Here is a 24118-nt window from a genome sequence, read left to right as displayed (position 1 = left end):
GGGTCCCGGGAGGGTTCCATGCCGTCCGAGCGCCCGACTCCCTGGCCAGCCACACCCTGGGACTTCGCCTTCGCCGCCGCCGCGGCGGCGAACGAGGTTGCCTGCGGGTTCGCGGCCTTGGTGATGGGCGCCGACGTGGTGGCCGGCGAAGAAGAGCCTGCCTGGACCTCCGCCAATCGCATCCGCCTGGATCTTCCGACCCTGCGCCTGCGCGACTTCTCGACCGGCGCCGCCGGCCGGCCGGTGCTGGTGGTCGCGCCGTTCGCGCTGCACACCGCGGCGATCGCCGACCTCGCCCCCGGCCACAGCCTGATGGAGCGCCTGGCGATCGAAGGGATTGCGCGCCTCGCGCTGACCGACTGGAAGTCGGCGACGCCGGCGATGAGCGACTTCACGCTCGACACCTATCTGGCCGACCTCAATGTCGCCGTCGACGAGTGCGGACCGCCGGTCGATCTGGTCGGCCTGTGCCAGGGCGGCAGCCTGGCGCTGATCTATGCCGCCCGCTTCCCCGGCAAGGTGCGGGCGCTGGTGCCGGTCGCCGCACCCGTCGATACCGCGGTCGGCGAGAGCGATCTGGCGGCGTGGGCCAAGGCCACGCCGCTGGCGACGTTCGCGGAGATCGTGCGTCAGTGCGGCGGGCGCATGCGCGGGCGGGCCATGCGCAACGTCTGGCCGCGGATCGCCGGCCAACTCGACGCCTATGCGCGCCGCGACCTGCAGCTCGATCCCGGCGACGACCGGCCGCACGCGCGCGCCGCCCTGGAGCGCTACGCCGCCTGGGACCGCATCCTGGTCGACCTGCCCGGCCGCTACTACCTCCAAACCGTGGAATGGCTGTTCCAGCGCAATCTGCTGGCCGAAGGCGCTGTTCCGGCGCTCGGGCATACCGTGGGACTCGAGCGCATCCGCCACCCGCTGTTCCTGGTCGCCGGAGAGAACGACGTCATCGCACCGCCCGCGCAGGTGTTCGCGGCGGCGCGGCTGGCCGGCACGGCCAGATCCGCCATCGCCAGCCGGCTTTGGCCGGGCGGACATCTCAGCCTGTTCATGGGGGCGCAGAACCTCGCAACCGGCTGGCCGGAGGCCGCGCGCTGGCTCGCCGCCACCGACCGCCGGCATGCCGCCGGCAGGTCGCGCGCACGCACGCCGCGGGTTCGCGCGCCGCGCACGGTCGCGCACGCCGAGCCCGAAGCGGCCGAGTAGGCGTGGAAATCCGGCCGATCGTGCCTATATCCGGCGGACCGGGCCGTTCGGGGCGAGCGGGCGTTTGGCCGAGACCATGACCGACAGCGAACAGAACAGGTTTTCCGCCCGCGCCACGCGCTACGCGCGGGTCGGTGCCAATGTCGGCGGCATGGCCGCCAAGATGATGGGCTCGCGACTGCTCGGCCGGTTCGACCGGCAGGTCAATGCCGAGGACCTCTCCGCCATGCTGGGCGGGCTCAAGGGCCCGATCATGAAGGTCGCCCAGCTCATGTCGACCATTCCGGACGCGCTGCCGCCGGAATACGCCGCCGAGCTGCAGAAGCTGCAGAGCGAGGCGCCGCCGATGGGCTGGCCGTTCGTCAAGCGGCGCATGGCGGCCGAGCTCGGCCCCGACTGGCAGACGCGGTTCGGCAGCTTCGACCACCGGCCGGCGGCGGCAGCCTCCCTCGGCCAGGTCCATAGGGCCACCGCGCTCGGCGGCGAGCCGCTGGCGTGCAAGCTGCAGTATCCCGACATGCAGTCGGCGGTGGAGGCCGACCTCTCCCAGCTCGACATCGCCTTTGCCATCCAGCGCCGCGTCGACCCGGCGGTCGATACCCGCGAGATCGCCCGCGAGCTGGGCGAGCGGCTGCGCGAGGAGCTCGACTATCGGCGCGAGGCCCGCCACGTCCGGCTCTACCGCCACATGGCGGCCGACCTCCACGACGTGCGGGTGCCGGCGGCGTGGCCGGACCTGTCGACCGGGCGGCTGCTCACCCTCGACTGGCTCGACGGCCGGCGCATGCTCGAATTCGTCGACCACGACCTGGAGACCCGCAACCGGCTGGCCGTCGCCATGTACCGGGCGTGGTGGATGCCGTTCAGCCGCTTCGCCGTCATCCATGGCGACCCGCACCTCGGCAACTACACGGTGTTCGAGGAGGGCGGGGTGCCCGGCGGCATCAACTTGCTCGATTATGGCTGCATCCGCATCTTCCCGCCGGCCTTCGTCGGCGGTGTGGTCGATCTCTATCGCGGCCTGCGGGACAACGACGACGCGCGCATCGTTCACGCCTACGAGCAGTGGGGCTTCAAGGGCCTGAAGCGCGAGATCATCGACGTGCTCAACATCTGGGCGCGCTTCATCTACGGCCCGGTGCTGGAGGACCGCGTGCGCACCATCGCCGACGGCGTCGCGCCGGGCGAGTACGGCCGCAAGGAGGCGTTCTCGGTGCACCGCGCCCTGCGCGAGCTCGGGCCGGTGACCGTGCCGCGCGAGTTCGTGTTCATGGACCGCGCCGCGATCGGATTGGGCGGCGTGTTCCTGCGGCTGCGGGCGGAGGTCAATTTCCACCGGCTGTTCGAGGATGCCTTCGCCGATTTTTCGGTGGACACGGTTGCCGCGCGCCAGGGCGCGGCGCTCGCGATGGTCGGCCTGCCATCGCCGGTGCCGGGCCGGTAAGACCCCGGCGCCGGGTGAAATCGGCCCGTGGCTGACCTCGGCGGATCAGGCTCGGCGGATCAGGCCGGGGCGGTGCGCATCCTGGCGTTTTGGGCGGCCGGCACGGTGGGCGGCGACTCGGTCCGGCCCAGCCAGCGGCGGATGTCGCCCGCCGCGTAGGGCTTCTGCAGGAAGGCGGCGCTGCGGAACATGCCCGGCAGATCCCGGCGCACCACGCCGGTGATGAACATGAACGGCCGTCCCGTCTGGCCGAGCGCCGCGGCCAGTTCGAACGTCTTGCCGTCGCGCACGTCGATGTCGAGCAGGGCGGCGTCACAGTCGCCGAGCAGTTTTCGTGCGTCCGCCACGGTATCGACCGGGCCCATCACTTCATGCCCCGATGCGGCGACGATGGCGTCGAGGTCGCACGCAATCAGCGCATTATCTTCGACAATCAGAACTCGCAACATGGCTGGCTTCGACTTTCCTGGGCGGCCTCGCACTAGAAAAAGTAACATTAACGTCGGAACGACAGATTGGTTCCCCCGTACTCAGCAAATATTTTTGGGTTTGTCGAAAGTATAAATCGCGGGCGCGCAAAGGGTTGCGAAGGCTGCCGCTAGCTTGGTTTACCAATACCGCGATTCGATGATTACTACAACATGTAAAGATTAACGAAACGTGAACGCTTTCGTTGATATGCGTATCGATAAGGTTGAGATGCAGGCAACGGCGGCGCCAATACGCCCGCTGACGCAGCCGCAGGTCGTGCGGAGCGGCAATTTTGCGCAACGGCGCCGTTTCGGTTTCGCTTGCGGGCCGCCCGCATTTGAGCGCATGTGGAATCGCTCTGCCATGCCGAGCTGTCGCGCGGAAAAGAAGTTTCAGTCGCGATTTTAACCGAACCCTTGGCTGAGTCGGGGATGAGGCCGTATTGTCGAGATCGATTCAGGATGCAGCCATGCTGGGTGCGAGGCGTTTGCAGGTTATACTTCGACCGAACGCCTCGGAAACCGGTGCTGGCCGGCACGCGGCGGTCGGCAGCCGGCCAAACAATCGCGCCTCTTCAATCCAGGTTGCATTGCAGCTAAGACCAATTCAGCCCCGTCCGTGCCCGATCGAGGTCGCATGCCCTATCTGATGCCGAACGTCGCGTCCACCGGCGAACCCGCCAGCCTTGATGACCCGGCGATCGACGGTGTCGCCTTTGCGCCCAAGGTCGATGCGCTGCAGATGCGCAAGGCGATCCTGGCCAAGCTCACCTATGCGGTGGGCAAGGATCCGGCCGCGGCCAAGCTGCACGACTGGTTGCGCGCCACCAGCCTCGCCGTCCGCGACCACGTCGTCGACCGCTGGATCGCCTCGGTGCGCGAGGCCTACCGCACCGGCCGCAAGCGCGTGTACTACCTGTCGCTCGAATTCATGATCGGCCGGCAGTTGCGCGACGTGTCGTGCAACCTGCAACTCGACGCGGTGGTGCGCGAGGCGCTGGCCGAGATCGGGGTCGACTACGAGGCCATGGCCGAGCTTGAGCCCGACGCCGCGCTCGGCAATGGCGGCCTGGGCCGGCTCGCCGCCTGCTACATGGAAAGCATGGCGACGCTGGCCATCGCCGCGCATGGCTACGGCATCCGCTACGACCACGGCCTGTTCCGTCAGAAGATCGCCGACGGCTGGCAGATCGAGCTGCCGGAGGACTGGCTGGCGTTCGGCAATCCCTGGGAGTTCGAGCGCCGCGAGGTCGCCTACGAGATCGGCTTCGGCGGCACGGTCGAGGCCGCCGAGGGCTGGGACGGCGCGGTGCGCCACACCTGGAAGCCGGTCGACCGGGTGCTGGCCATCGCCTACGACACGCCGATCGTCGGCTGGCGCGGCGCGCGGGTGAACACGCTGCGCCTGTGGCGGGCGCGCGCCGCCGACCCGATCCACCTCGAAGCCTTCAACCGCGGCGACCATGTCGGCGCGGTCGCCGACCGCACCCGCGCCGAGAGCATCTCGCGCGTGCTCTACCCGTCCGATTCGACGCAGGCCGGCCAGGAGCTGCGGCTGCGCCAGGAGTTCTTCTTCACCTCGGCCTCGCTGCAGGATCTGGTGCGCCGCCACGTCCAGCAGTTCGGCGACATCCGCAGCCTGTCCGACAAGGCCACCCTCCAACTCAACGACACCCACCCGGCGATCGCGGTGGCCGAGCTGATGCGCATTCTGCTCGACGTGCACGCGCTCGGCTGGGACGAAGCCTGGGCCATCACCCGCGGCACCATCAACTACACCAACCACACGCTCCTGCCGGAAGCGCTGGAGATGTGGCCGGTGTCGCTGATGGAGCGGCTGCTGCCGCGCCACATGCAGATCATCTACGCCATCAATGCCAAGCTGCTCGCCAGCGCCCGCACGCGGCCGGACTGCACCGACGGCATGCTGTCGGCGATCTCGCTGATCGACGAATGGCACGGCCGCGGCGTGCGCATGGGCAACCTCGCCTTCGTCGGCTCGCACAAGATCAACGGCGTCTCGGCGCTGCACAGCGAGCTGATGAAGAAGACGGTCTTCAAGGAGCTGGGGACGCTCTATCCCGAGCGCATCACCAACAAGACCAACGGCATCACGCCGCGCCGCTGGCTGATGCAGTCCAATCCCGACCTCGCCCGGCTGGTACGCGACACCATCGGCGAAGGGCCGCTCGACGACCTGGAGAAGCTGTCGCAGCTTGCGCCCCATGCCGAGGATGCGGCGTTTCGCGAACGCTTCATGCAGGTCAAGCGCGCCAACAAGGAGCGGCTCGCCGCCCTGATGCTCGAACAGATCGGCGTGCGTGTCGACCCGGCGGCGATGTTCGACGTCCATGTCAAGCGCATCCATGAATACAAGCGCCAACTTCTCAATGTTCTTGAGACCATCGCGCTCTATGACGCGATCCGCGCCCGGCCGAACGAGGATTGGGTGCCGCGGGTCAAGATCTTTGCCGGCAAGGCGGCGTCGAGCTACACGACCGCCAAATACATCATCAAGCTGATCAACGACGTCGCCAAGGTGATCAATTCCGATCCGGCGACGCGCGGGCTGCTGAAGGTGGCGTTCCTGCCCAACTATAATGTCAGCCTGGCGCAGGTGATCATTCCTGCCGCCGATCTCTCCGAGCAGATCTCGACTGCCGGCATGGAGGCTTCGGGCACCGGCAACATGAAGTTCGCGCTGAACGGCGCGTTGACCATCGGGACGCTTGACGGCGCCAACATCGAGCTTCGCGATCATATCGGTGGCGAGAACATTTTCATCTTCGGGCTGATCGCCGAGGAGGTCGAAGTCGTTCGCCGCAAGGGATACAATCCAAACGAAACGATCGCCGGCAATCCGGCGCTCGTCGCTGTCATGGAATCGTTATACGCTGGCGTTTACTCGCCGGACGATCCCTCGCGCCATCGCGGCACCGTCGACGCGCTGCGCAATCACGACTATTTTCTTGTCACTGCCGACTTCCAGGCTTATGCCGAAACCCAGCGGAAGATCGCTGCCCTGTGGCGCAATTCGAGCGATTGGGCCCGCAAGGCGGTGATCAATACAGCCCGATCGGGCTGGTTCTCCTCCGACCGGGCGATCCGGGACTACGCTGAGGAGATCTGGGGCGTGCCGACGCGCTGACCCGCAAATCGGGGCCGGCGTTACTGAGGTATGGTCCCTCGATCGTTCCTGCGGCTTTGGGCACGATCAAGGGGACGGCAGTTCCAGCCGAACGGCCACGCACCCGCGAGGCCGCCGGCGGGCCCGTCGGGCGATGGGTCAGCAATTCTGGCCGAACAGTTCACAGCCGGGGGGTATATGGCCGGGGATTTCATGGGCGGAGGAAGCACGGGCGGAGGAAGCACGGGCGGCGCGGGGGCCAAGGGTGGAGGCGTCGCGGCGGGCAACGGCGCGCGACTCTCGACCGGCGATATCGCCGCCATCGCCGCGGGCACGCATCATGACCCGTTCGCCGTTCTGGGCCTGCAGGAGGCCGGACGGACGCGCGTGGTGCGGGCGTTCGTGCCGGGCGCGGACACCGTCGAGGTGATCGACGACGCCGGCACGGTGCTGGGCGCGCTGGAGAAGCGCACGCCGCACGACGTGTTCGAAGGATCGATCGGGCCCGGTCCGCGCATCCGCTACCGGCTGCGCGCCCGCAATGCCGGCGGCGCCTGGGAGTTCTTCGACCCCTACGGCTTCGGCCCGGTGCTCGGCCCGCTCGACGACTATTACGTCGCCGAGGGATCGCACCTGCGGCTGTTCGACAAGCTCGGCGCCCATCCCATCGTGCACGAGGGGGTGGCCGGCGTGCATTTCGCGGTGTGGGCGCCCAACGCCCAGCGCGTCTCGGTGGTCGGCGACTTCAACCAGTGGGACGGCCGCCGCCATCTGATGCGGCGGCGGGTCGACGCCGGCGTCTACGAGATCTTCGTCCCCGGCCTTGGCGCCGGGACGATCTACAAGTTCGAGATCCTCGGTCCCGACGGCAATCTGCAGCCGCTCAAGGCCGATCCAATGGCCTTCCAGTCGGAACTGCGGCCCAACACCGCATCCGTGGTCGCCGGGCCGCTCGACATTGCGTGGACGGATGCCGCCTACATGGAGGCCCGCGCCAAGCGCGATCCGCGCCGCGCGCCGATGTCGATCTACGAGGCGCATCTCGGCTCCTGGCAGCGCGGGCCGAACGGCGAGTTCCTGAGCTATGACGACCTCGCCCGCCAGCTCATCCCCTACGTCGCCGATCTCGGCTTCACCCATATCGAGCTCCTGCCGGTCTCCGAGCATCCGCTCGATGCGTCCTGGGGCTACCAGCCGACCGGCCTGTTCGCGCCGACCGCCCGCCATGGCGATCCGGCGGGGTTCGCGCGCTTCGTCGATGCCGCCCACAAGGCCGGCATCGGCATCATCCTCGACTGGGTGCCGGCGCACTTCCCGACCGATGCCCACGGCCTGCGCCACTTCGACGGCACCGCGCTCTACGAGCACGAGGATCCGCGCCGTGGCTTCCATCCCGACTGGAACACCGCGATCTACAATTTCGGGCGCACCGAGGTTGCGAGCTTCCTGATCAACAACGCGCTGTTCTGGCTGGAGCGCTTCCATATCGACGGGCTCAGGGTCGATGCGGTGGCCTCGATGCTCTATCTCGACTATTCGCGCCGCAACGGCGAATGGCTGCCCAACAAGTATGGCGGCAAGGAGAACCTCGAGGCGATCGCCTTCCTCAAGCGCCTGAACGAGATCGTCTACGCCCAGCATCCGGGCGTGCTGATGATCGCCGAGGAATCGACCGCCTGGGCCGGCGTCTCCCACCCGGTCTTTGCGGGCGGCCTCGGGTTCGGCTTCAAGTGGAACATGGGCTTCATGAACGACACGCTGCGATACATGTCGCGCGAGGCCGTTTATCGCCGCTGGCACCACGACGACATCACCTTCGGCCTGCTCTACGCCTTCTCCGAGAACTTCATCCTGCCGCTGTCCCATGACGAGGTGGTGCACGGCAAGGCGTCGCTGCTGCACAAGATGTCCGGCGACGACTGGCAGCGGTTCGCCTCCCTGCGCGCCTATTACGCCTTGCTGTGGGGCTATCCCGGCAAGAAACTCCTGTTCATGGGACAGGAGTTCGCGCAGCGCGACGAGTGGTGCGAATCCCGGGCGCTCGACTGGGGGGTGATCCAGCACGCCCCGCACGCCGGCATGCAGCGTCTGGTGCGCGATCTCAACCGGATGCACCATGCCAAGCCCGCTCTGCACGAGCGCGACTGCGAGCCCGAAGGCTTCCGCTGGCTGATCGTCGACGACCGCGAGAATTCGGTGTTCGCCTGGGCGCGCCAGTCGGGCGACGGCTCGGGCCTCGTCGCCGTGATCGCCAATCTCACGGCGGTGCCGCGCCACGGCTATCGCGTGCCGATGCCGCGCACCGGGCGCTGGGCCGAGCGGCTGAACACCGATGCGCGCGACTATGGCGGCTGCGGCGTCGGCAATGGCGGCGCCGTGCAGGCGACCAGCGATGCGTTCGGCGGCGTGTCGGCGACCCTGACGCTGCCTCCCCTGGCCACCCTGTATCTTGAGTGGGAATGCCCATGACGTCTCCCGGCCTGCCTGTTTCGCCCGCCGTGGCCCGTGTCAACCGGCCCGATTCCGGTCCGCTTGCCCGCGACACCATGGCCTTCGTGCTGGCCGGAGGACGCGGCTCGCGCCTGATGGAACTGACGGACCGTCGGGCCAAGCCGGCGGTCTATTTCGGCGGCACGTGGCGCATCATCGATTTTGCGCTGTCGAACGCGCTCAATTCCGGCATCCGCCGCATCTGCGTCGCCACCCAGTACAAGGCGCACAGCCTGATCCGGCATCTGCAGTCGGGCTGGAACTTCTTCCGCCAGGAACGCAAGGAAGGCTTCGACATCCTGCCAGCCAGCCAGCGCGTGTCGGAGGACATGTGGTACGTCGGCACGGCCGACGCGGTCTACCAAAACATCGACATCATCGAGGGCTACGATCCGCGCTACACCATCATCCTGGCCGGCGATCACGTCTACAAGATGGATTGCGAGCCGATGCTGCGCCAACTCGTCGACCAGAAGGCCGACGTCATCGTCAGTTGTCTCGAAGTGCCGCGCATGGAGGCCACCGGCTTCGGCGTCATGCATGTCGACGAGAACGACCGCATCATCGACTTCGTCGAGAAGCCGGCCGATCCGCCGGGCATTCCCGGCAATCCGGATTTCGCGCTGGCCAGCATGGGCATCTACGTGTTCGAGACGCGCTTCATGCTCGAGGAGTTGCGCCGCGACGCCGCCGATCCGGACTCCTCGCACGATTTCGGCAAGAACATCATTCCGTACCTCGTCAAGAACGGCAAGGCGGTCGCCCACCGCTTCACCTCCTCGTGCGTGCGCTCGCACAACGAGCCGGACGCCTATTGGCGCGACGTCGGCACGCTCGACGCCTATCACGAGGCCAATATCGACCTTACGGCGGTCATTCCGAGCCTGGACATCTTCGAGCGCGACTGGCCGATCTGGACCTATGCCGAGATCGCCCCGCCCGCCAAGTTCGTCCACGACCTGGAGGGACGGCGCGGCCAGGCGGTGTCCTCGCTGGTGTCGGCCGGCTGCATCGTGTCGGGCGGCGCGCTGAGCAATTCGGTGCTGTTCGCCGGCGTGCGCGTCAATTCGTTCTCGCGCATCGAGTCCTCGGTGGTGCTGCCGGACGTCGACATCGGCCGGCGCGCCAGGCTGCACAACACCATCATCGACCGCGGCGTGCGCATTCCGCCCGGCCTCGTCGTCGGCGAGGATCCGGAGCTCGACGCCAAGCGCTTCCGCCGCACCGACAAGGGCATCGTGCTGATCACCCAGAACATGATCGACAGGATGTCCGAATGAGCGACAGAGCCCCGCCCAAGGGCCGCAAGGCTCCGGCGTTCCGCCCCCGCAAGCCGGCAGAGCCGGCCGGGGAGAGCCTGTCGGAGCCGTCCGCGGCGAAGCCGGCGCCCGTTCTGAAGCCGGCGCCGGCGCCGGCCGTCCCGACGCGGGCGGCGGTGGAGCCGGCGGCGGTGCCGGTCGTTCCGCCCGCGCCCGCGCCCACCGGACCGCGGCCGCTGCAGGTGCTGGCGGTCGCCTCCGAGATCTTTCCGCTGATCAAGACCGGCGGCCTCGCCGACGTGGTCGGCGGCCTGCCGCCCGCACTCGCCCATCATGGCGTCGAGGTCCGCACGCTGGTGCCCGGCTATCCGAGCGTGCTGCGGGCGCTGGAGGGCACCACGGTTGTCGCCGAGTACGGCTATTTCTTCGGCGCCTTCTGCAAGCTTCTGTCCGGCCGCGCCGCCGGGCTCGATCTGTTCGTGCTCGAGGCGCCGCAACTGTTCTGGCGCGAAGGCAACCCCTATTCGGGGCCGGACGGCCAGCCCTGGCCGGACAATTCCGTGCGCTTCGCGGCGCTCGCGCACATGGCCTATCTCATCGCCCGCGGCGATTTCGGCCCCTACGTCCCGGACGTGCTGCACGCGCACGACTGGCAGGCGGCGCTGGCGCCGGCCTATCTGCACTATGGCGGCCGCAGCCGGCCGCGCTCGGTGCTGACCATCCACAACCTCGCCTTCCAGGGCCAGTTCTCGCGCGACCTGCTCTACGCCATCGGCCTGCCCGGCGACGCCTATTCGCTGGACGGCGTCGAGTATTACGGCGGCATCGGCTACCTGAAGTCGGGCATCCGCTTCGCCGACCGCGTCACCACGGTGAGCCCGCGCTACGCCGCCGAGATCTGCCAGCCCGGCGCCGGCATGGGGCTCGACGGCCTGCTGCGCCAGAAGGGCCTGGCGCTGTCGGGCATCGTCAACGGCATCGACGTCGACACCTGGAACCCGGCCGACGATCCGGCGCTCGCCGCCACCTACACCGCCGACACGCTGGAGTTGCGCGCCCGCAACAAGGCGGCGCTGGAGGGCCGTTTCGCCCTCGTGCCCGGCGACGGGCCGCTGATCGGGCTCATCACGCGCCTGTCGTGGCAGAAGGGCATGGACATCGTCATCGAGGCGCTGCCCTCGATCATCGCCGCCGGCTGCCGCGTCGTTGTGCTCGGTACCGGCGACGCCCCGCTGGAGGCGGCGCTCGCCAAGGCGTCGGCCGCCCATCCCGGCCAGATCGGCGTGTTCGCCGGCTATGACGAGAATCTCGCCCATCTCGTGCAGGGCGGTGCCGACGCGATCCTCGTGCCCTCGCGCTTCGAGCCGTGCGGCCTCACCCAGCTCTACGGCCTGCGCTACGGCTGCCTGCCGATCGTGTCGCGCGTCGGCGGGCTGTTCGACACGGTGATCGACGCCAATGCCGCCGCGCGCGAGCAGGGCGTCGCCACCGGCATCCAGTTCGAGCCGGTCACCCGCGAGGCGCTGGAGGCGGCGATCGAGCGCTTCGTTGCGCTCTATGCCGACGCACCGGCGTGGCGGGCGATGCAGCGGCAGGCCATGTCGCTCGATCTGTCGTGGACGCGGCGGGCCGGCGCCTATGCCGCCCTGTTCCGGTCTCTGGTGGAAGTGGACAGCGCATGACGCCAACGCGTCCCCCATCGCCGGGCATGCCGCCCGGGCGTCTCGGGGCGACGTTCGACGCCGTTGCGGCGGGCGTGCACTTCGCCGTCCGGTCCCAGCACGCCAGCCGCCTCACGCTCTGCCTGTTCGACGCCGAGGGCCGCGAGGAACTCCGCCGGGTGGCGATGGCGCGCGATGGCGACATCCATCACACGTTCGTCGCCGGGCTCGACGAGGGCACGCGCTACGGCCTTCGCGCCGAAGGCCCGTTCGATCCCCACCGCGGGTTCTTCTTCAATCCCGCCAAGCTCCTGGTCGACCCCTACGCCGTCGAGCTCGACCGGCCGTTCGTGCTCGCGCCGTCGATGCGCGCGCATGCCGGCGAGATCGGCGCCATGTCCGAGGCCGACAGCGCGCCCGACGTGCCGAAGGCGGTGCTGCGCCGGCCGGCCGCACCGTCCGCCACGCCGCGGCCCCGCATCGCGCCGGAGCGGCGGGTCATCTACGAGGTGCTGGTGCGCGGCTTCACCAAGCGCCACCCAGGCGTGCCGCTGGCCAAGCGCGGCACCGTCGCCGCGCTGGCCGAGCCCGCCATCCTCGATCACCTCAAGACCCTCGGCGTCACCACCATCGAGCTGATGCCGATCACCGCCTGGATCGACGAGCGCCATCTCGGCCCGCTCGGCCTCACCAATGCCTGGGGCTACAGCCCGATCGCTTATCTGGCGCCCGATCCGCGCCTCGCCCCCGGCGGCCTGACGGAGATCCGCGACACCATCAATGCCCTGCACGCCGAGGGCTTCGAGGTGCTGCTCGACATGGTGTTCAACCACACCGGCGAAAGCGACATCCTGGGCCCCAGCCTGTCGCTGCGCGGTCTCGACGGCCCCACCTATTTCCGCCACGCCGCCGACGGCGAGCTGATCAACGACACCGGCTGCGGCAACACGCTGGCCTGCGACCGGCCGGCCACGCTGCGGCTGGTGGTCGACGCCCTGCGCCACTGGGCGCTTCAGGCCGGCGTCGACGGCTTCCGCTTCGACCTCGCCGCCACGCTCGGCCGCCGCGCCGACGGGTTCGACCCCCACCACCCGCTGCTCGCGGCCATCGCCTCGGACGACGTGCTGGGCGAGCGCGTGCTGATCGCCGAGCCGTGGGACGTTGGCCCCGGCGGCTACCAGCTCGGCCGGTTTCCCAAGCCGTTTCAGGAATGGAACGACCGCTTCCGCGACGACGTGCGCCGCTTCTGGCGGGGCGATGCCGGCCTGACCGGTCTGCTCGCCACGCGGCTTGCGGGGTCGTCGGACATTTTTCAGGCGAGCGGGCGCGGCCCGGCCTCCGGCATCAACTTCATCGCCTGCCACGACGGCTTCTCGCTGGCCGACACCGTCGCCTACGAGCGCAAGCACAATCTCGCCAATGGCGAGGGCAACCGCGACGGCACCGACGCCAACAATTCCTGGAACCACGGCGTCGAAGGGCCCACCGACGACCCCGAGATCGTCGCCCGGCGCAAGCGCGACGTGCGCGCGCTGCTGGCGACGCTGTTCGTGTCGCGCGGTACGCCGATGCTCACCGCCGGCGACGAGTTCGGCCGCACCCAGGGCGGCAACAACAACGCCTACGCCCAGGACAACGCCACGACCTGGCTCGACTGGCAGAGTGCCGACCGCGAGCTGATCGCCTTCACCGCCCGGCTGGCGGCGGCGCGCAGCGCCCACCCGGCGCTGCGCCAGGACCGGTTCGTCAGCGGCCGGGCCGTCGAGCCCGGCGGTGCGCCGGATGTGATCTGGCTCGCGCCCTCGGGCCTCGCCATGACGACGCCCGAGTGGCAGACCGCCGACAACCGGGTGCTCGGCCTGATGCTCGCCACCGCCGACGGGCTGGAGCCGGCGAGCCGCGTCGTGCTGTGGATCAATGGCGGCTCAAGCGACGTCGCCGTCGCCCTGCCCGATGCCGAGCAGGAGCGGGTCTGGCGCGAGCTGTTCGACAGCGCCGCGCCCGATGGCGCGCCGGCCCCCGACGTCGAGGGGCTCTCCACCACCACGGTCGCCGCGCGCTCGGTGCGCCTGTTCGCGGCCGTCAGCGATGTGGCGGCTGCGCCGGTGCGCGCCCGCCGCCGCGCCGGGGTCGATCCCAACGTGCTGGGCGAACTCGCCGAGGCCGCCGGCGTCGAGCGCGACTGGTGGGGTCTCGACGGCATCGGCCGGCGCGCCTCGCCCGACACGCTGCGCGCCATTCTGGCCGGCATGGGCTTCGCCGTCGGCTCGACCGCCCAGGCGCGCGAAAGCCTCGCCTATCTGCACGCCCGCGCGTCGGGGGCGCCGCGGCACGCGCCGCCCTGCCACCTGCCGCCGGCATTGGCCGAGGACCACAAGCTCTACGGCCTCGCCGCCCACCTCTACGCGCTGCGCCACGACGGCGACGCCGGCGTCGGCGATTTCGAGACGCTCGCCCGCGTGGCCGAGAGCGCCGGCCGGATGGGCGCGGCGCTGGTCGGCGTCAATCCGTTCCACGCGCTGTTCGCCACCGACCGCAGCCGGGCGAGCCCCTACCACCCCTGCGACCGGCGCTTCCTCGATCCGCTCTATATCGACGTGGCGTGCCTGCCGAAGATGTTCGACTCCGAGGCGGCGCAGGCGGCGCTCGAATCGCATGCCGGTGCCATCGCCATGCTGGCCGAAGGACGGCTCGTCGACTATCCGGCGGTGGCGGCGATCAAGGACGCGGTGCTGCGGGCGGCGTTCGAGACCTTCGATCAGCGCGCCGAAACCGGGCGGCTGCCGCAGGCGCTGGCGGTCGAATACGCCCGCTTCGTCGCCGAGGGCGGCGAGGCGCTGGCCGGCTTCGCGCTGTTCCAGGCGATCGCCCACGCCGCCGGCACCACCGATCGCGCGCGCTGGCCGTCGGGGCTTGGCGCCATCACCGGCCCGGGCATCGCCCAGGCGCGGCGCGACCATGCCCGCGAGATCCGCTACGCGCTGTTCCAGCAGTGGCTGGCCGACCGCCAGCTCGCGCGCGCCAGCGCCCGGGGCAAGGCTGCGGGACTGACCATCGGCCTCTATCGCGACCTCGCGGTCGGCTCGGCCCCTGACGGGGCCGAGACCTGGACGGCGCCCGCCGATTTCGTGTCGGGCGTGTCGGTCGGCGCGCCGCCCGATCCGTTCTCGGCGGCCGGGCAGACCTGGTGCGTGCCGCCGCTCAACCCGTTCCGCCTTGCCGAGACCGGCTGCGCCGCCTTCCGCGGCCTCGTCGCCGCCAACATGCGCCACGCCGGGGCGCTGCGCATCGACCACGCCATGAGCCTGACGCGGCTGTTCTTCGTGCCGGACGGCGCGACGCCGCTGGAGGGCACCTATGTGCGCTATCCGTTCGAGGACATGCTGGGCGTGCTGTCCGACGAAAGCCGCGCCGCCCATTGCCTGATGGTCGGCGAGGATCTCGGCACCGTGCCGTGGGGCTTCCGCGAGCGCACCACCGAGGCCGACATGCTCGGCATGCGCATCCTGCTGTTCGAGCGCGACGGCGCCGACTTCCGGCTGCCGGCCCGCTATTCGCGCACCTCGGTGGCGAGCTTCGGCACCCACGACCTGCCGACCTTCGGCGGCTGGCTCCGCGGCCGCGACATCGATGTCGATGTCGCGCTCGGGCGCATCGATGCGGCCGGCGCCGAGCGGCGGCGCCAGGAGCGGCGGGCCGAGTTCGCGCGCCTCGCCAGCATGCTGGTGGCCGCCGGCTGGCCCACCGAGCCGGCGTGGTTCGAGGCCGACACGCCGCCGCCGGCCCTGCTGGCGGCGCTGCATGGCGGGCTCGCCAGCGCGGCCTCCGCGCTGGTGCTGGTGCAGACCGACGACGTGGCCGGCGAACTCGACGCGCTCAACGTGCCGGGCACCGACCGCGAGCAGCCGAACTGGCGCCGCCGCATCGGCCTCAGCGTCGAGGCGCTGGAAGCTTCGCCCGCCATGCAGGCGGTGGTCGCAGCGCTCAAGGGGCGGCTCGCTCCCGGCAGCGCCGCGGCCGGCGACGGTGCGCGGCCGCCGGGCCGGTGAGGGAGTCGCAGACCGGACGCGTCGGCGATTATCCTTGGACGGCGTTTCGGGCCGCGATCGGGGTGGCGTTATTCTGCCGCCGAACGCGGCTGTATATATCGGGTTCAATCCACGATCCCACCGGGCGCACGGATGCGCAAGGGGATCCCGAATGGGGAGCATGAGCATGGCGGAAGGCAAGAAGTCGGGTTCCAGGAAGTCGGTGAAGGCTGCGCCTGCGGCCAGCGAGACGATGGCGGCCGCGGTATCGGCGGCCTCCAAGGCGGCGAAGCCGAAGGCGGAGGCGGTGACGCCGGCATCGAAGAAGGCCCCCGCCGTCGAGACGCCGGTGGCGGAACCCGCGCCGCTCGCGCCCGTCGTCGAGGCGCAGGCCATCGAGACGCAGGTCATCGAGGAGAAGGTCGTCGAGACGGCGGCGGCCGACGCGCCCAATCTCGCGCCGGCGGCCGAGGACGCGACGCACCTTGAGGCCGCGTCGGGAGAGATCGTGTCCGAAGCGATCGTTCCCGAGGAGATCACGCCCGAGCAGAAGGCGGCGATGATCGCCGACGCCGCCTATTACCGGGCGCAGCGCCGCCACTTCGCGCCGGGCTACGAGCAGGAGGACTGGTACGCCGCCGAGCAGGAGATCGAGGCCCTGCTCGCCAAGCGCGGCGCGGCCTGAGGGCGCGCGGCGCGGCTTAGACCAACTGTCGTCGAGCATGACTCGCCGTCGTCATGGCCGGGCGTCGTCCCGGCCATCCACGTCTTTGTTTCCAAAGACATTTTAAGCCGTGGATGCCCGCGACAAGCGCGGGCATGACGAGTCATATTCTGCTGCCGTTCGTGTCAGATCCGCTCGCCGCGCAGGAGCCGCGGCACCTCGCCGCCGAAGCCCGAGGCCTCGTGCACGAAGGCCTGCTTGAGGCCCGGCATGCGGTCCACCACGCCGAGCCCGAAGCCGCGCACCAGCCGCAGCGGGTCGAAATCGTTCGAGAACAGGCGGATGAGCGCGTCGGTGGCGGCGGCCATGGTGAAGGTGTCGAAGCGCCGCCAGCGCGCATAGCGCTCCAGCACGTCCGGCCCGCCGATGTCGAGCCCGAGCCGCGCGGCATCGACGATCGATTCGGCCAAGGCGGCGACGTCGCGCAGGCCGAGATTGAGGCCCTGGCCGGCGATGGGGTGGATGATGTGGGCGGCATCGCCGACCAGGACGAGCCGGCCCTTGTAGAATTCGCGGGCGATCATCAGCCGCAGCGGAAAGGCCTGCGGCGGCTCCAGCAGCGTGAGCGCGCCGAGGTGGTGGCCGAGCCGGCGCGCCACCTCGTCGAGGAACAATTCCGACGGCAGCCGGCAGTAGCGCGCCGCGGCCTCGCTGGTCTCGGTCCACACGATCGAGCCGCGCTGCCCGGTCATCGGCAGGAAGGCGAACGGTCCGGAGGGCAGGAAGTGCTCCTCGGCCCGCCCCTCGTGGTCGCGTTCGCAGCCCAGCGTCGCGACGATGCCGGACTGGCCATAGGCGCGGCTGTGGACGCTGATGCCCGCCCGCTCGCGCAGATGCGAGCGGCCGCCGTCGGCGGCGACGAGGAGGCGCGCGGTGACGTGGCTGGCGTCGCTGAGGTGCGCGGCGATCGCCTCGCCGGCGTCCTCGGCGCGGGCCACCGGCCGCGCCAGCAGCGTCAGGCCGGCGTCCCGGCACGCTGTGGCGAGCGCGTCGTGCAGCACCCGGTTCTCGATAATGTAGGCGGACGGCTCGCCCGGCTCGACCTCGCCGGCGAAGGTCAAGAGCGCCGGCCGCACGGCATCGCCGGTGCGGCTGTCGGTGATCGTCATCTCGCGGATCGGCTGGGCGCTCGCGGCGAGCCGCGCCCAGACGCCCAGCGCCTCCAGCAGCCGCCGGCCGGCGGCGGCGATGGCCGAGGCCCGCCCGTCGCCGGCGGAGGGACGGGCCAGCACCGGGTCGCACACCAGGATCAAAGCCTGCGGCCCCAGGCCCTGCCGCAGCGCCAGCGCCAGCGCGAGGCCGGCATAGCCGCCGCCGGCAATGGCGACGTCCGCGTGATGCGTGGTCTTCGCAGTCTCCACCATGCGTCCTGCGTAGCCCTCCGGCCCGGACGGCGCAAGGCGGGCCCGCGTCTGCGCGCTTGCTCGCCGGCCATGCTGACGCCAGTGTTGCGGATGATACGGTTTCCGTCCCGCAAGGCTGGAGAACCGTATGCTGTTTGCCGAAAACCCCCTCCTGTTCAGGGATTTTTCGGCGAGGCCGCTTCCGGGCTCCCGAAGGGATTGCCCGGAAGCCGGATAACACCGATCCCCCGGAGTGAAGGCATGTCCGCCGCGGTGAAGGAACTGCTCGATATTCTCGACCTCGAACGGCTCGAGGTGAACCTGTTCCGCGGCAGGAGCCCGCAGGTCGGCTGGCAGCGGGTGTTCGGCGGCCAGGTGGTCGGCCAGTCGCTGGTGGCGGCCTGCCGCACGGTCGAGGACCGGCTGCCGCATTCGCTGCACGCCTATTTCCTGCTGCCCGGCGATCCGGCGGTGCCGATCATCTATCGCGTGGCGCGCATCCGCGACGGCAAGAGCTTCACCACACGGCAGGTCAACGCCATCCAGCACGGCCAGACCATCTTCGCCGCCATGGTGTCGTTCCACGCCGACGAGGAGGGCTTCACCCACCAGATGGCGATGCCGGTGGTGCCGCCGCCGCTCGACCTGCCGAGCGAGATGGACATCAAGCAGCGGGTGCTGCCGATGATGCCCGATCCGGTGCGCGCCTATTACGAGCGCGAGCGGCCGATCGAGCTGCGCCCGGTCGAGTTCGGCCGCTATCTCGGCCAGCGGCAGGCCGAGGGCCGCTTCCACATCTGGCTGCGCATCACCGACACGCTGCCGGACGACCCGGTGCTGCACCGCTGCGTCCTCGCCTACGCCTCCGACCTGACGCTGCTCGACGCGGCGCTGATCCCGCACGGCCGCACGGTGTTCGAGAAGGACATCCTGCCCGCCTCGCTCGACCATGCGCTGTGGTTCCACCGGTCGTTCCGCATCGACGACTGGCTGCTCTACGCCCATGACAGCCCGAACGCCTCGGGCGGGCGCGGCCTCGCCCGCGGCTTGGTGTTCAGCCGCGACGGCCAGCTCGTCGCCTCGGTGGCGCAGGAGGGTCTGGTGCGCCAGCGCCGGACGGAGTGATCCGGGATTCCGGTCTGCGGGGCCTTCGAGCCGCATGCTGGTCGCCGAGCAATCCCCGCCAGGTCAGAGAATTTTCGCCGGGATCGGTTCCTTCGATCTCGACAGGACCGTCCGGAAATCGGGCGTTTCGCGGCTGCCTCAATTTTGAGCGGGCGACTCCGTCTGCGGCACGTCAAGGCGAGAGCATTTGCTTAATCTTTGAGCAAATGCTGTCGCGGCACCCTTGCGGCATAGCTCTTCAAGTCGGTTTCCTCTTGTATGTCAGGGCGCTGCGCGCTGCGCGGCGCTTGGCACGAGGTTTGATTCTCCCCTCGCGGGTTTGCCACGGGGGAAACGCGCCTTCGTGCGGTAGCACCCGACACGATAGTCACCCGGCCGCAGTCCTGGCGGCTGGCAACAGCGGGAAACATCGACCGATGAAAATTGTCACGGCGATCATCAAGCCGTTCAAGCTGGACGAGGTGCGCGATGCCCTCACCGGCATTGGCGTGCACGGCCTGACCGTCACCGAGGTGAAGGGCTACGGCCGCCAGAAGGGGCACACGGAAATCTATCGGGGAGCCGAATACGCGGTCAGCTTCCTGCCCAAGCTCAAGATCGAGGTGGCCGTCCCCACCAGCCAGGTCGACAAGGTCATCGACGCCATCACCGGGGCTGCCAAGACCGGCCAGATCGGCGACGGCAAGATCTTTGTCTACTCGCTCGATCACGCCGTGCGCATCCGCACCGGCGAGACCGACACCGACGCTCTGTGAGCTTCGTCCTGCAAGGAGTTGATTGAAATGACGGTCTCCATGCTGCGTCGGGCGCTTCCGGCTCTTGCCGTGATGCTCCTGACAGCCGGTCCGGCGCTCGCCGACGGACCGACGGTGGACAAGGGCGATACCGCCTGGATGCTGATTTCCACCATCCTCGTCCTGTTGATGACCATTCCGGGCCTAGCGCTGTTCTATGGCGGCCTGGTCCGCTCCAAGAACATGCTGTCGGTGCTGATGCAGGTCTTCTACTGCGTCTGCGTCGCCTGCGTGCTGTGGCCGCTGTTCGGCTATTCGATGACCTTCACCGGCGACAACGCCTACTTCGGCGGGTTCTCGAAGGTGCTGCTGTCGGGCGTGACCACCGAATCGCTGGCCGGCACCTTCTCGGTCGGCGTGGCGATTCCGGAACTGGTCTATGTCGCGTTCCAGATGACCTTCGCCGCCATCACCGTGGCCCTCATCGTCGGCGCCTTCGCTGAGCGTATGAAGTTCGCGGCCGTGGCACTGTTCGTGCCGCTGTGGCTGATCTTCATCTACTTCCCGATCGCCCACATGGTCTGGTACTGGGCCGGCCCGGATGCGGTCGCCGCGGCTGCGCAGGCGGTCCATGACGCCGTCGACGAAACCGCCAAGGCGGCTGCCCAGGCCAAGCTCGACGAGGTCCTCGCCGACTCCGGCCTGATCTACCAGTTCGGCGCCATCGACTTCGCTGGCGGCACCGTGGTGCACATCAACGCCGGTATCGCCGGCTTCGTCTCCTGCCTCTTGGTCGGCCGCCGCATCGGCTACGGCCGCGAGCTGATGTCCCCGAACTCGCTGGCGATGACCATGATCGGCGGCGCGCTGCTGTGGGTCGGCTGGTTCGGCTTCAACGCCGGTTCGAACCTCGAATCGAACGCCTATGCCGGCCTGGCGCTGATGAACACCTTCGTCGCCACCGCGGCGGCGGCGCTGGCCTGGATGTTCGTCGAGTGGGCGGTCAAGGGTAAGGCCTCGCTGCTCGGCATCGTCACCGGCGCGGTCGCCGGCCTCGTCGCCGTCACCCCGGCGGCCGGCTTCGCCGGTCCGATGGGCTCGATCGTGCTCGGCGTCATCGCCGGCGTGATCTGCTTCATCTTCTGCTCGGGCGTGAAGAACGCGCTGGGCTATGACGACGCGCTGGACGTGTTCGGCGTGCACTGCATCGGCGGCATCGTCGGCGCCATCCTGACCGGCATCCTGGTCGACCCCAGCCTCGGCGGCGCCGGCATCGTTGACTACACCGCCTGCGACCCCGACGGCGTCTGCAAGACCGCGGCCTACGACATGACCACCCAGGTCTGGGCCCAGACCAAGGCGGTGCTGGTGTCGCTCGGCTGGTCGGGCTTCGGCTCGCTGGTCCTGCTCAAGCTGATCGACTGGACCGTCGGTCTGCGCGTCACCGCCGACAAGGAGCGCGAGGGCCTCGACCTCGTCGATCACGGCGAGCGCGCCTACAATCTGTGATGCGGTTTCCGGATGATCCCTTCGGATCCCGGAAACAAACTCGCCGGAAATCCTGTCTCAAAAGCTGGATTTCCGGCGACCGGAATACGGTTCTCCGGCCCTGCAGGCCGGAAACCGTATGATCAATCCGCCGCGGCCCTGCCGCATCGGAGAGGAACGGCCCCGGCCCCGCGCCGGGGCCGTTTCCGTTTGGCGGCTTCCATTCGGAGGGCGGCCGGCGATGGTTAAACGAGTCTTTACCGCACGCCCGCTAGCGTGATCCGGACTGTCGCGCCTCCCGTGGCGCGATGCTGTGCGGCCGTCACGGAGGTGGGCATGCAGTTGATCCGGCGCCGGTGGCTTGTGGATCTCCTGACCGAGGAGGTGATCCCGGCGCTGCGCCGGTTCGCGTCGCAGCTCGCCGGCCTGACGATCCTGTCGGCCGTGCTGGCGATGACCCTCGCTTTGGCGACCTGGTCGGTCAACGATCCGTCGATCAACCACGCCACCAGCGGCCCGGCCAGGAACCTGCTCGGCACGCCGGGCGCCGTCGTCGCCGACCTGGTGATGCAGCTCGTCGGGGTGGCTGCGCTCGCTTTGCTGATTCCCATCGCGGTCCTGGGCTGGCGGCTGGTGTCGGGCCGGCCCTCGACACGGGAGCGGTTGCGGCTTGTCCTATGGCTCGCCGGCACGGTGCTGGCGGCGGCCGCGGCGGCCTGTCTGCCGGCGCCGGCCACCTGGCCGCTGCCCTCGGGCCTCGGCGGCATCGTCGGCGACGCGGTGCTGCGCGGGTTCGCCTGGATCGCCGGGCCGCTCGACGCGGCGGGCCGCCCGGTGGTGGCCACGCCCCTGTCGATCGCCGCCATCGCCGCCGTGCTCGCCGCCTCCGGCCTCGGCTTCGGCCGCACCGCCGATCATGCCGCCGCGCCGGCCGAGGCGCGTTTCGTCGTCGAGGAGCGTGATACCGCGTCCGTTTCGCTCGGCTATCTCGCCCACTGGTTCTATGCCGGCCGGGCGGCGCTGATGCGCCGGCTGCGCCGCCGCCCACCGCCGCCCGCGCTCCGGCCCGCGCCGTGGCTGCCGCCGGCCGACGAGCGGCGCGAGCCGGAGCCGCCGCGCCCGCCGGTGTGGGCCGACGACGGCGAGCCGGCCGCCGCCGCCGCCCCGGCGCCGGCGCGCTCGCCCGAGGTGCTGCCGCCGACCCGCGGGCCGGCGCGCGGCATCAAGACCAGCCGCGCCCGCGCGGCGGCGGAGGCGCAGCCGGCGCTCGAACCCGAGGCGAAATTCGAGCTGCCGGCGGTCGGTCTGCTCGCCGCGCCCAAGGGCTCCGGCCAGCCGGCGCTGAGCCAGGGCGCGCTGCAGGAGACCTCGCGCCTGCTCGAAGGCGTGCTCGACGATTTCGGCGTGCGCGGCGGCATCATCGGCGCCCATCCCGGTCCGGTGGTGACGCTCTACGAGCTGGAGCCGGCGCCCGGCATCAAGTCGAGCCGCGTCATCGGTCTCGCCGAGGACATCGCCCGCTCGATGAGCGCGATCTCCGCCCGCGTCGCGGTGGTGCCCGGCCGCAACGTGATCGGCATCGAGCTGCCCAATCCCAAGCGCGAGAAGGTGCTGCTGCGCGAGCTTCTGGCCTCGCCCTCCTTCGCCGAGACCAAGGACCGCCTGCCGCTGTGCCTGGGCAAGACCATCGGCGGCGAGCCGGTGGTGGTCGATCTCGCCCGCATGCCGCATCTTCTGATCGCCGGCACCACCGGCTCGGGCAAGTCGGTGGCGATCAACACCATGATTCTCAGCCTGCTCTACCGGCATCCGCCCAAGGAATGCCGGCTGATCATGGTCGATCCGAAGATGCTGGAACTGTCGGTCTATGACGGCATCCCGCATCTGCTGACGCCGGTGGTCACCGATCCCAAGAAGGCGGTGGTGGCGCTGAAATGGGCGGTCCGCGAGATGGAGGACCGCTACAAGAAGATGTCCAAGCTCGGCGTGCGCAACATCGACGGCTTCAACGCCCGCGTCGCCGAGGCTGCCGCCAAGGGCCAGTGCATCGTGCGCACGGTGCAGACCGGCTTCGACAAGGAGACCGGCGAAGCCATCTATGAGCGCGAGGAGATGGATTGCGGGCCGCTGCCGTTCATCGTGGTCATCGTCGACGAGATGGCCGACCTGATGCTGGTGGCCGGCAAGGACATCGAAGGCGCGATCCAGCGCCTCGCCCAGATGGCTCGCGCCGCCGGCATCCATCTGGTGATGGCCACCCAGCGCCCCTCGGTCGACGTCATCACCGGCACCATCAAGGCCAACTTCCCGACCCGCATCTCCTTCCAGGTCACCTCGAAAATCGACAGCCGCACCATCCTCGGCGAGCAGGGCGCCGAGCAGCTGCTCGGCCAGGGCGACATGCTGTACATGGCCGGCGGCGGGCGCATCTCGCGCGTCCACGGCCCCTTCGTCTCCGACGCCGAGGTCGAGCGCGTCGTCGCCCACCTCAAGGCGCAAGGCGCGCCGGACTATCTCGACGCCGTCACCGCCCAGGACGACGAGGAAAGCGAGGACGGCGCGGTGTTCGACAAGACCGCGATGGGCGGCGAAGGCGGCGGCGACCTCTATTCCCAGGCGGTGGAGGTGGTGGTGCGCGACCGCAAGGCCTCGACCTCCTACATCCAGCGCCGGCTGCAGATCGGCTACAATCGCGCCGCCTCGCTGATGGAGCGGATGGAGAAGGACGGCATCGTCGGCCCGGCCAACCATGCCGGCAAGCGCGAGATCCTGATCGAAGCCGACAACGACAGCGGCTATTGAGTCGTGCGGCGCGTGAGTCGTGCGCTCCGGGAGAGGTGCGGCCGCTCGCGGATTGCGCTGCCGTGACCGTCTCGTCCGCGCCCTGTGGGCTCGGTTCGGCCGCGGCCAGGGGCCGCATTCTCGCCATGGCCGGGTATTAGCAGGACACGTGTTTTTCCCTTCGGAGGATTTGCGATGCGTTACGGGCTTGTCGTTGCGGCGGCGGTCGGCGTGGTGG

At 69.7% G+C, this 24118-nt stretch carries 14 protein-coding genes; 12 read left to right on the top strand and 2 right to left on the bottom strand.

Annotation, left to right across the window (positions count from 1 at the left end; all coding sequences use genetic code 11):
- Nucleotides 1-18 precede the first annotated feature (18 nt).
- Together F1193_RS09610 and F1193_RS09605 are read left to right on the top strand one after the other, a co-directional pair.
- Complete coding sequence (locus tag F1193_RS09610; RefSeq protein WP_246164260.1) at nt 19-1206, top strand: alpha/beta fold hydrolase; 1188 nt, start codon at nt 19-21, stop codon at nt 1204-1206.
- A 76-nt stretch (nt 1207-1282) separates the two neighbouring features.
- Nucleotides 1283-2650, top strand: a complete 1368-nt coding sequence (locus F1193_RS09605) for an ABC1 kinase family protein (RefSeq protein ID WP_150097463.1) — start codon at nt 1283-1285, stop codon at nt 2648-2650.
- 59 nt (nt 2651-2709) lie between these two features.
- Here the strand turns inward: F1193_RS09605 and F1193_RS09600 are convergent, their stop codons facing one another.
- Nucleotides 2710-3099, bottom strand: coding sequence for a response regulator (locus tag F1193_RS09600; RefSeq protein ID WP_150097462.1), 390 nt, complete (start codon nt 3097-3099; stop codon nt 2710-2712).
- A 763-nt stretch (nt 3100-3862) separates the two neighbouring features.
- Between F1193_RS09600 and F1193_RS09595 the strand changes: the two genes are divergently transcribed.
- The 6 genes from F1193_RS09595 to F1193_RS17285 all read left to right on the top strand — a co-directional run bounded on the left by F1193_RS09595 (nt 3863) and on the right by F1193_RS17285 (nt 16370).
- A complete protein-coding gene (locus F1193_RS09595) occupies nt 3863-6268 on the top strand; it encodes a glycogen/starch/alpha-glucan phosphorylase (RefSeq protein ID WP_150097507.1) in 2406 nt (801 codons plus the stop codon).
- Nucleotides 6269-6460: 192 nt separating this feature from the next.
- A complete protein-coding gene (gene glgB / locus F1193_RS09590) occupies nt 6461-8716 on the top strand; it encodes a 1,4-alpha-glucan branching protein GlgB (RefSeq protein ID WP_150097461.1) in 2256 nt (751 codons plus the stop codon).
- Nucleotides 8713-10017, top strand: coding sequence for a glucose-1-phosphate adenylyltransferase (gene glgC, locus F1193_RS09585; protein ID WP_150097506.1), 1305 nt, complete (start codon nt 8713-8715; stop codon nt 10015-10017). The genes glgB and glgC overlap by 4 nt, the downstream gene beginning before the upstream one ends.
- Complete coding sequence (glgA, locus tag F1193_RS09580; protein ID WP_210247340.1) at nt 10014-11678, top strand: glycogen synthase GlgA; 1665 nt, start codon at nt 10014-10016, stop codon at nt 11676-11678. Before glgC ends, glgA begins: the two co-directional genes overlap by 4 nt.
- Before the next feature lie 26 nt (nt 11679-11704).
- Nucleotides 11705-15706: a glycogen debranching protein GlgX gene (gene glgX, locus F1193_RS09575; protein ID WP_150097460.1), complete on the top strand. Its 4002-nt coding sequence runs from the start codon at nt 11705-11707 to the stop codon at nt 15704-15706.
- A 160-nt stretch (nt 15707-15866) separates the two neighbouring features.
- Entirely contained in the window at nt 15867-16370 is a 504-nt protein-coding gene (locus F1193_RS17285; protein WP_210247339.1) for a DUF2934 domain-containing protein, read from the top strand.
- Nucleotides 16371-16534: 164 nt separating this feature from the next.
- Here the strand turns inward: F1193_RS17285 and F1193_RS09565 are convergent, their stop codons facing one another.
- Nucleotides 16535-17773 carry a ubiquinone biosynthesis hydroxylase gene (locus F1193_RS09565; RefSeq protein ID WP_150097458.1) on the bottom strand — a complete coding sequence of 413 codons (1239 nt, stop codon included), beginning with the start codon at nt 17771-17773 and terminating at the stop codon, nt 16535-16537.
- Nucleotides 17774-18013: 240 nt separating this feature from the next.
- Here F1193_RS09565 and tesB point away from each other — a divergent pair, with 240 nt between their 5' ends.
- The 4 genes from tesB to F1193_RS09545 all read left to right on the top strand — a co-directional run bounded on the left by tesB (nt 18014) and on the right by F1193_RS09545 (nt 23901).
- Complete coding sequence (gene tesB, locus F1193_RS09560) at nt 18014-18877, top strand: acyl-CoA thioesterase II (RefSeq protein WP_150097457.1); 864 nt, start codon at nt 18014-18016, stop codon at nt 18875-18877.
- 416 nt (nt 18878-19293) lie between these two features.
- Nucleotides 19294-19632: a P-II family nitrogen regulator gene (locus F1193_RS09555; RefSeq protein ID WP_126401722.1), complete on the top strand. Its 339-nt coding sequence runs from the start codon at nt 19294-19296 to the stop codon at nt 19630-19632.
- A gap of 27 nt (nt 19633-19659) precedes the next feature.
- Complete coding sequence (locus F1193_RS09550; protein WP_150097456.1) at nt 19660-21120, top strand: ammonium transporter; 1461 nt, start codon at nt 19660-19662, stop codon at nt 21118-21120.
- A gap of 309 nt (nt 21121-21429) precedes the next feature.
- Nucleotides 21430-23901 carry an FtsK/SpoIIIE family DNA translocase gene (locus tag F1193_RS09545; protein ID WP_425457228.1) on the top strand — a complete coding sequence of 824 codons (2472 nt, stop codon included), beginning with the start codon at nt 21430-21432 and terminating at the stop codon, nt 23899-23901.
- Nucleotides 23902-24118: the final 217 nt, after the last annotated feature.

Origin of the sequence: Blastochloris sulfoviridis (assembly GCF_008630065.1) — a bacterium.
Taxonomy (GTDB): Bacteria; Pseudomonadota; Alphaproteobacteria; order Rhizobiales; family Xanthobacteraceae; genus Blastochloris; species Blastochloris sulfoviridis.
Note: the sequence above shows the minus strand (reverse complement) of the source record. Positions and strands in the feature narration are given on the sequence as shown.

Bases quoted from the DNA above. Each gene is read 5' to 3' on its own strand.
- F1193_RS09605 (WP_150097463.1), top strand. From the start codon at position 1,283: ATGACCGACAGCGAACAGAACAGGTTTTCCGCCCGCGCCACGCGCTAC.
- F1193_RS09565 (WP_150097458.1), bottom strand. From the start codon at position 17,773: ATGGTGGAGACTGCGAAGACCACGCATCACGCGGACGTCGCCATTGCC.
- glgX (WP_150097460.1), top strand. From the start codon at position 11,705: ATGCCGCCCGGGCGTCTCGGGGCGACGTTCGACGCCGTTGCGGCGGGC.
- glgC (WP_150097506.1), top strand. From the start codon at position 8,713: ATGACGTCTCCCGGCCTGCCTGTTTCGCCCGCCGTGGCCCGTGTCAAC.
- F1193_RS09555 (WP_126401722.1), top strand. From the start codon at position 19,294: ATGAAAATTGTCACGGCGATCATCAAGCCGTTCAAGCTGGACGAGGTG.
- F1193_RS09610 (WP_246164260.1), top strand. From the start codon at position 19: ATGCCGTCCGAGCGCCCGACTCCCTGGCCAGCCACACCCTGGGACTTC.
- glgA (WP_210247340.1), top strand. From the start codon at position 10,014: ATGAGCGACAGAGCCCCGCCCAAGGGCCGCAAGGCTCCGGCGTTCCGC.
- F1193_RS09600 (WP_150097462.1), bottom strand. From the start codon at position 3,099: ATGTTGCGAGTTCTGATTGTCGAAGATAATGCGCTGATTGCGTGCGAC.
- F1193_RS09550 (WP_150097456.1), top strand. From the start codon at position 19,660: ATGACGGTCTCCATGCTGCGTCGGGCGCTTCCGGCTCTTGCCGTGATG.
- glgB (WP_150097461.1), top strand. From the start codon at position 6,461: ATGGGCGGAGGAAGCACGGGCGGAGGAAGCACGGGCGGCGCGGGGGCC.
- F1193_RS09595 (WP_150097507.1), top strand. From the start codon at position 3,863: ATGCGCAAGGCGATCCTGGCCAAGCTCACCTATGCGGTGGGCAAGGAT.
- F1193_RS17285 (WP_210247339.1), top strand. From the start codon at position 15,867: ATGAGCATGGCGGAAGGCAAGAAGTCGGGTTCCAGGAAGTCGGTGAAG.
- tesB (WP_150097457.1), top strand. From the start codon at position 18,014: ATGTCCGCCGCGGTGAAGGAACTGCTCGATATTCTCGACCTCGAACGG.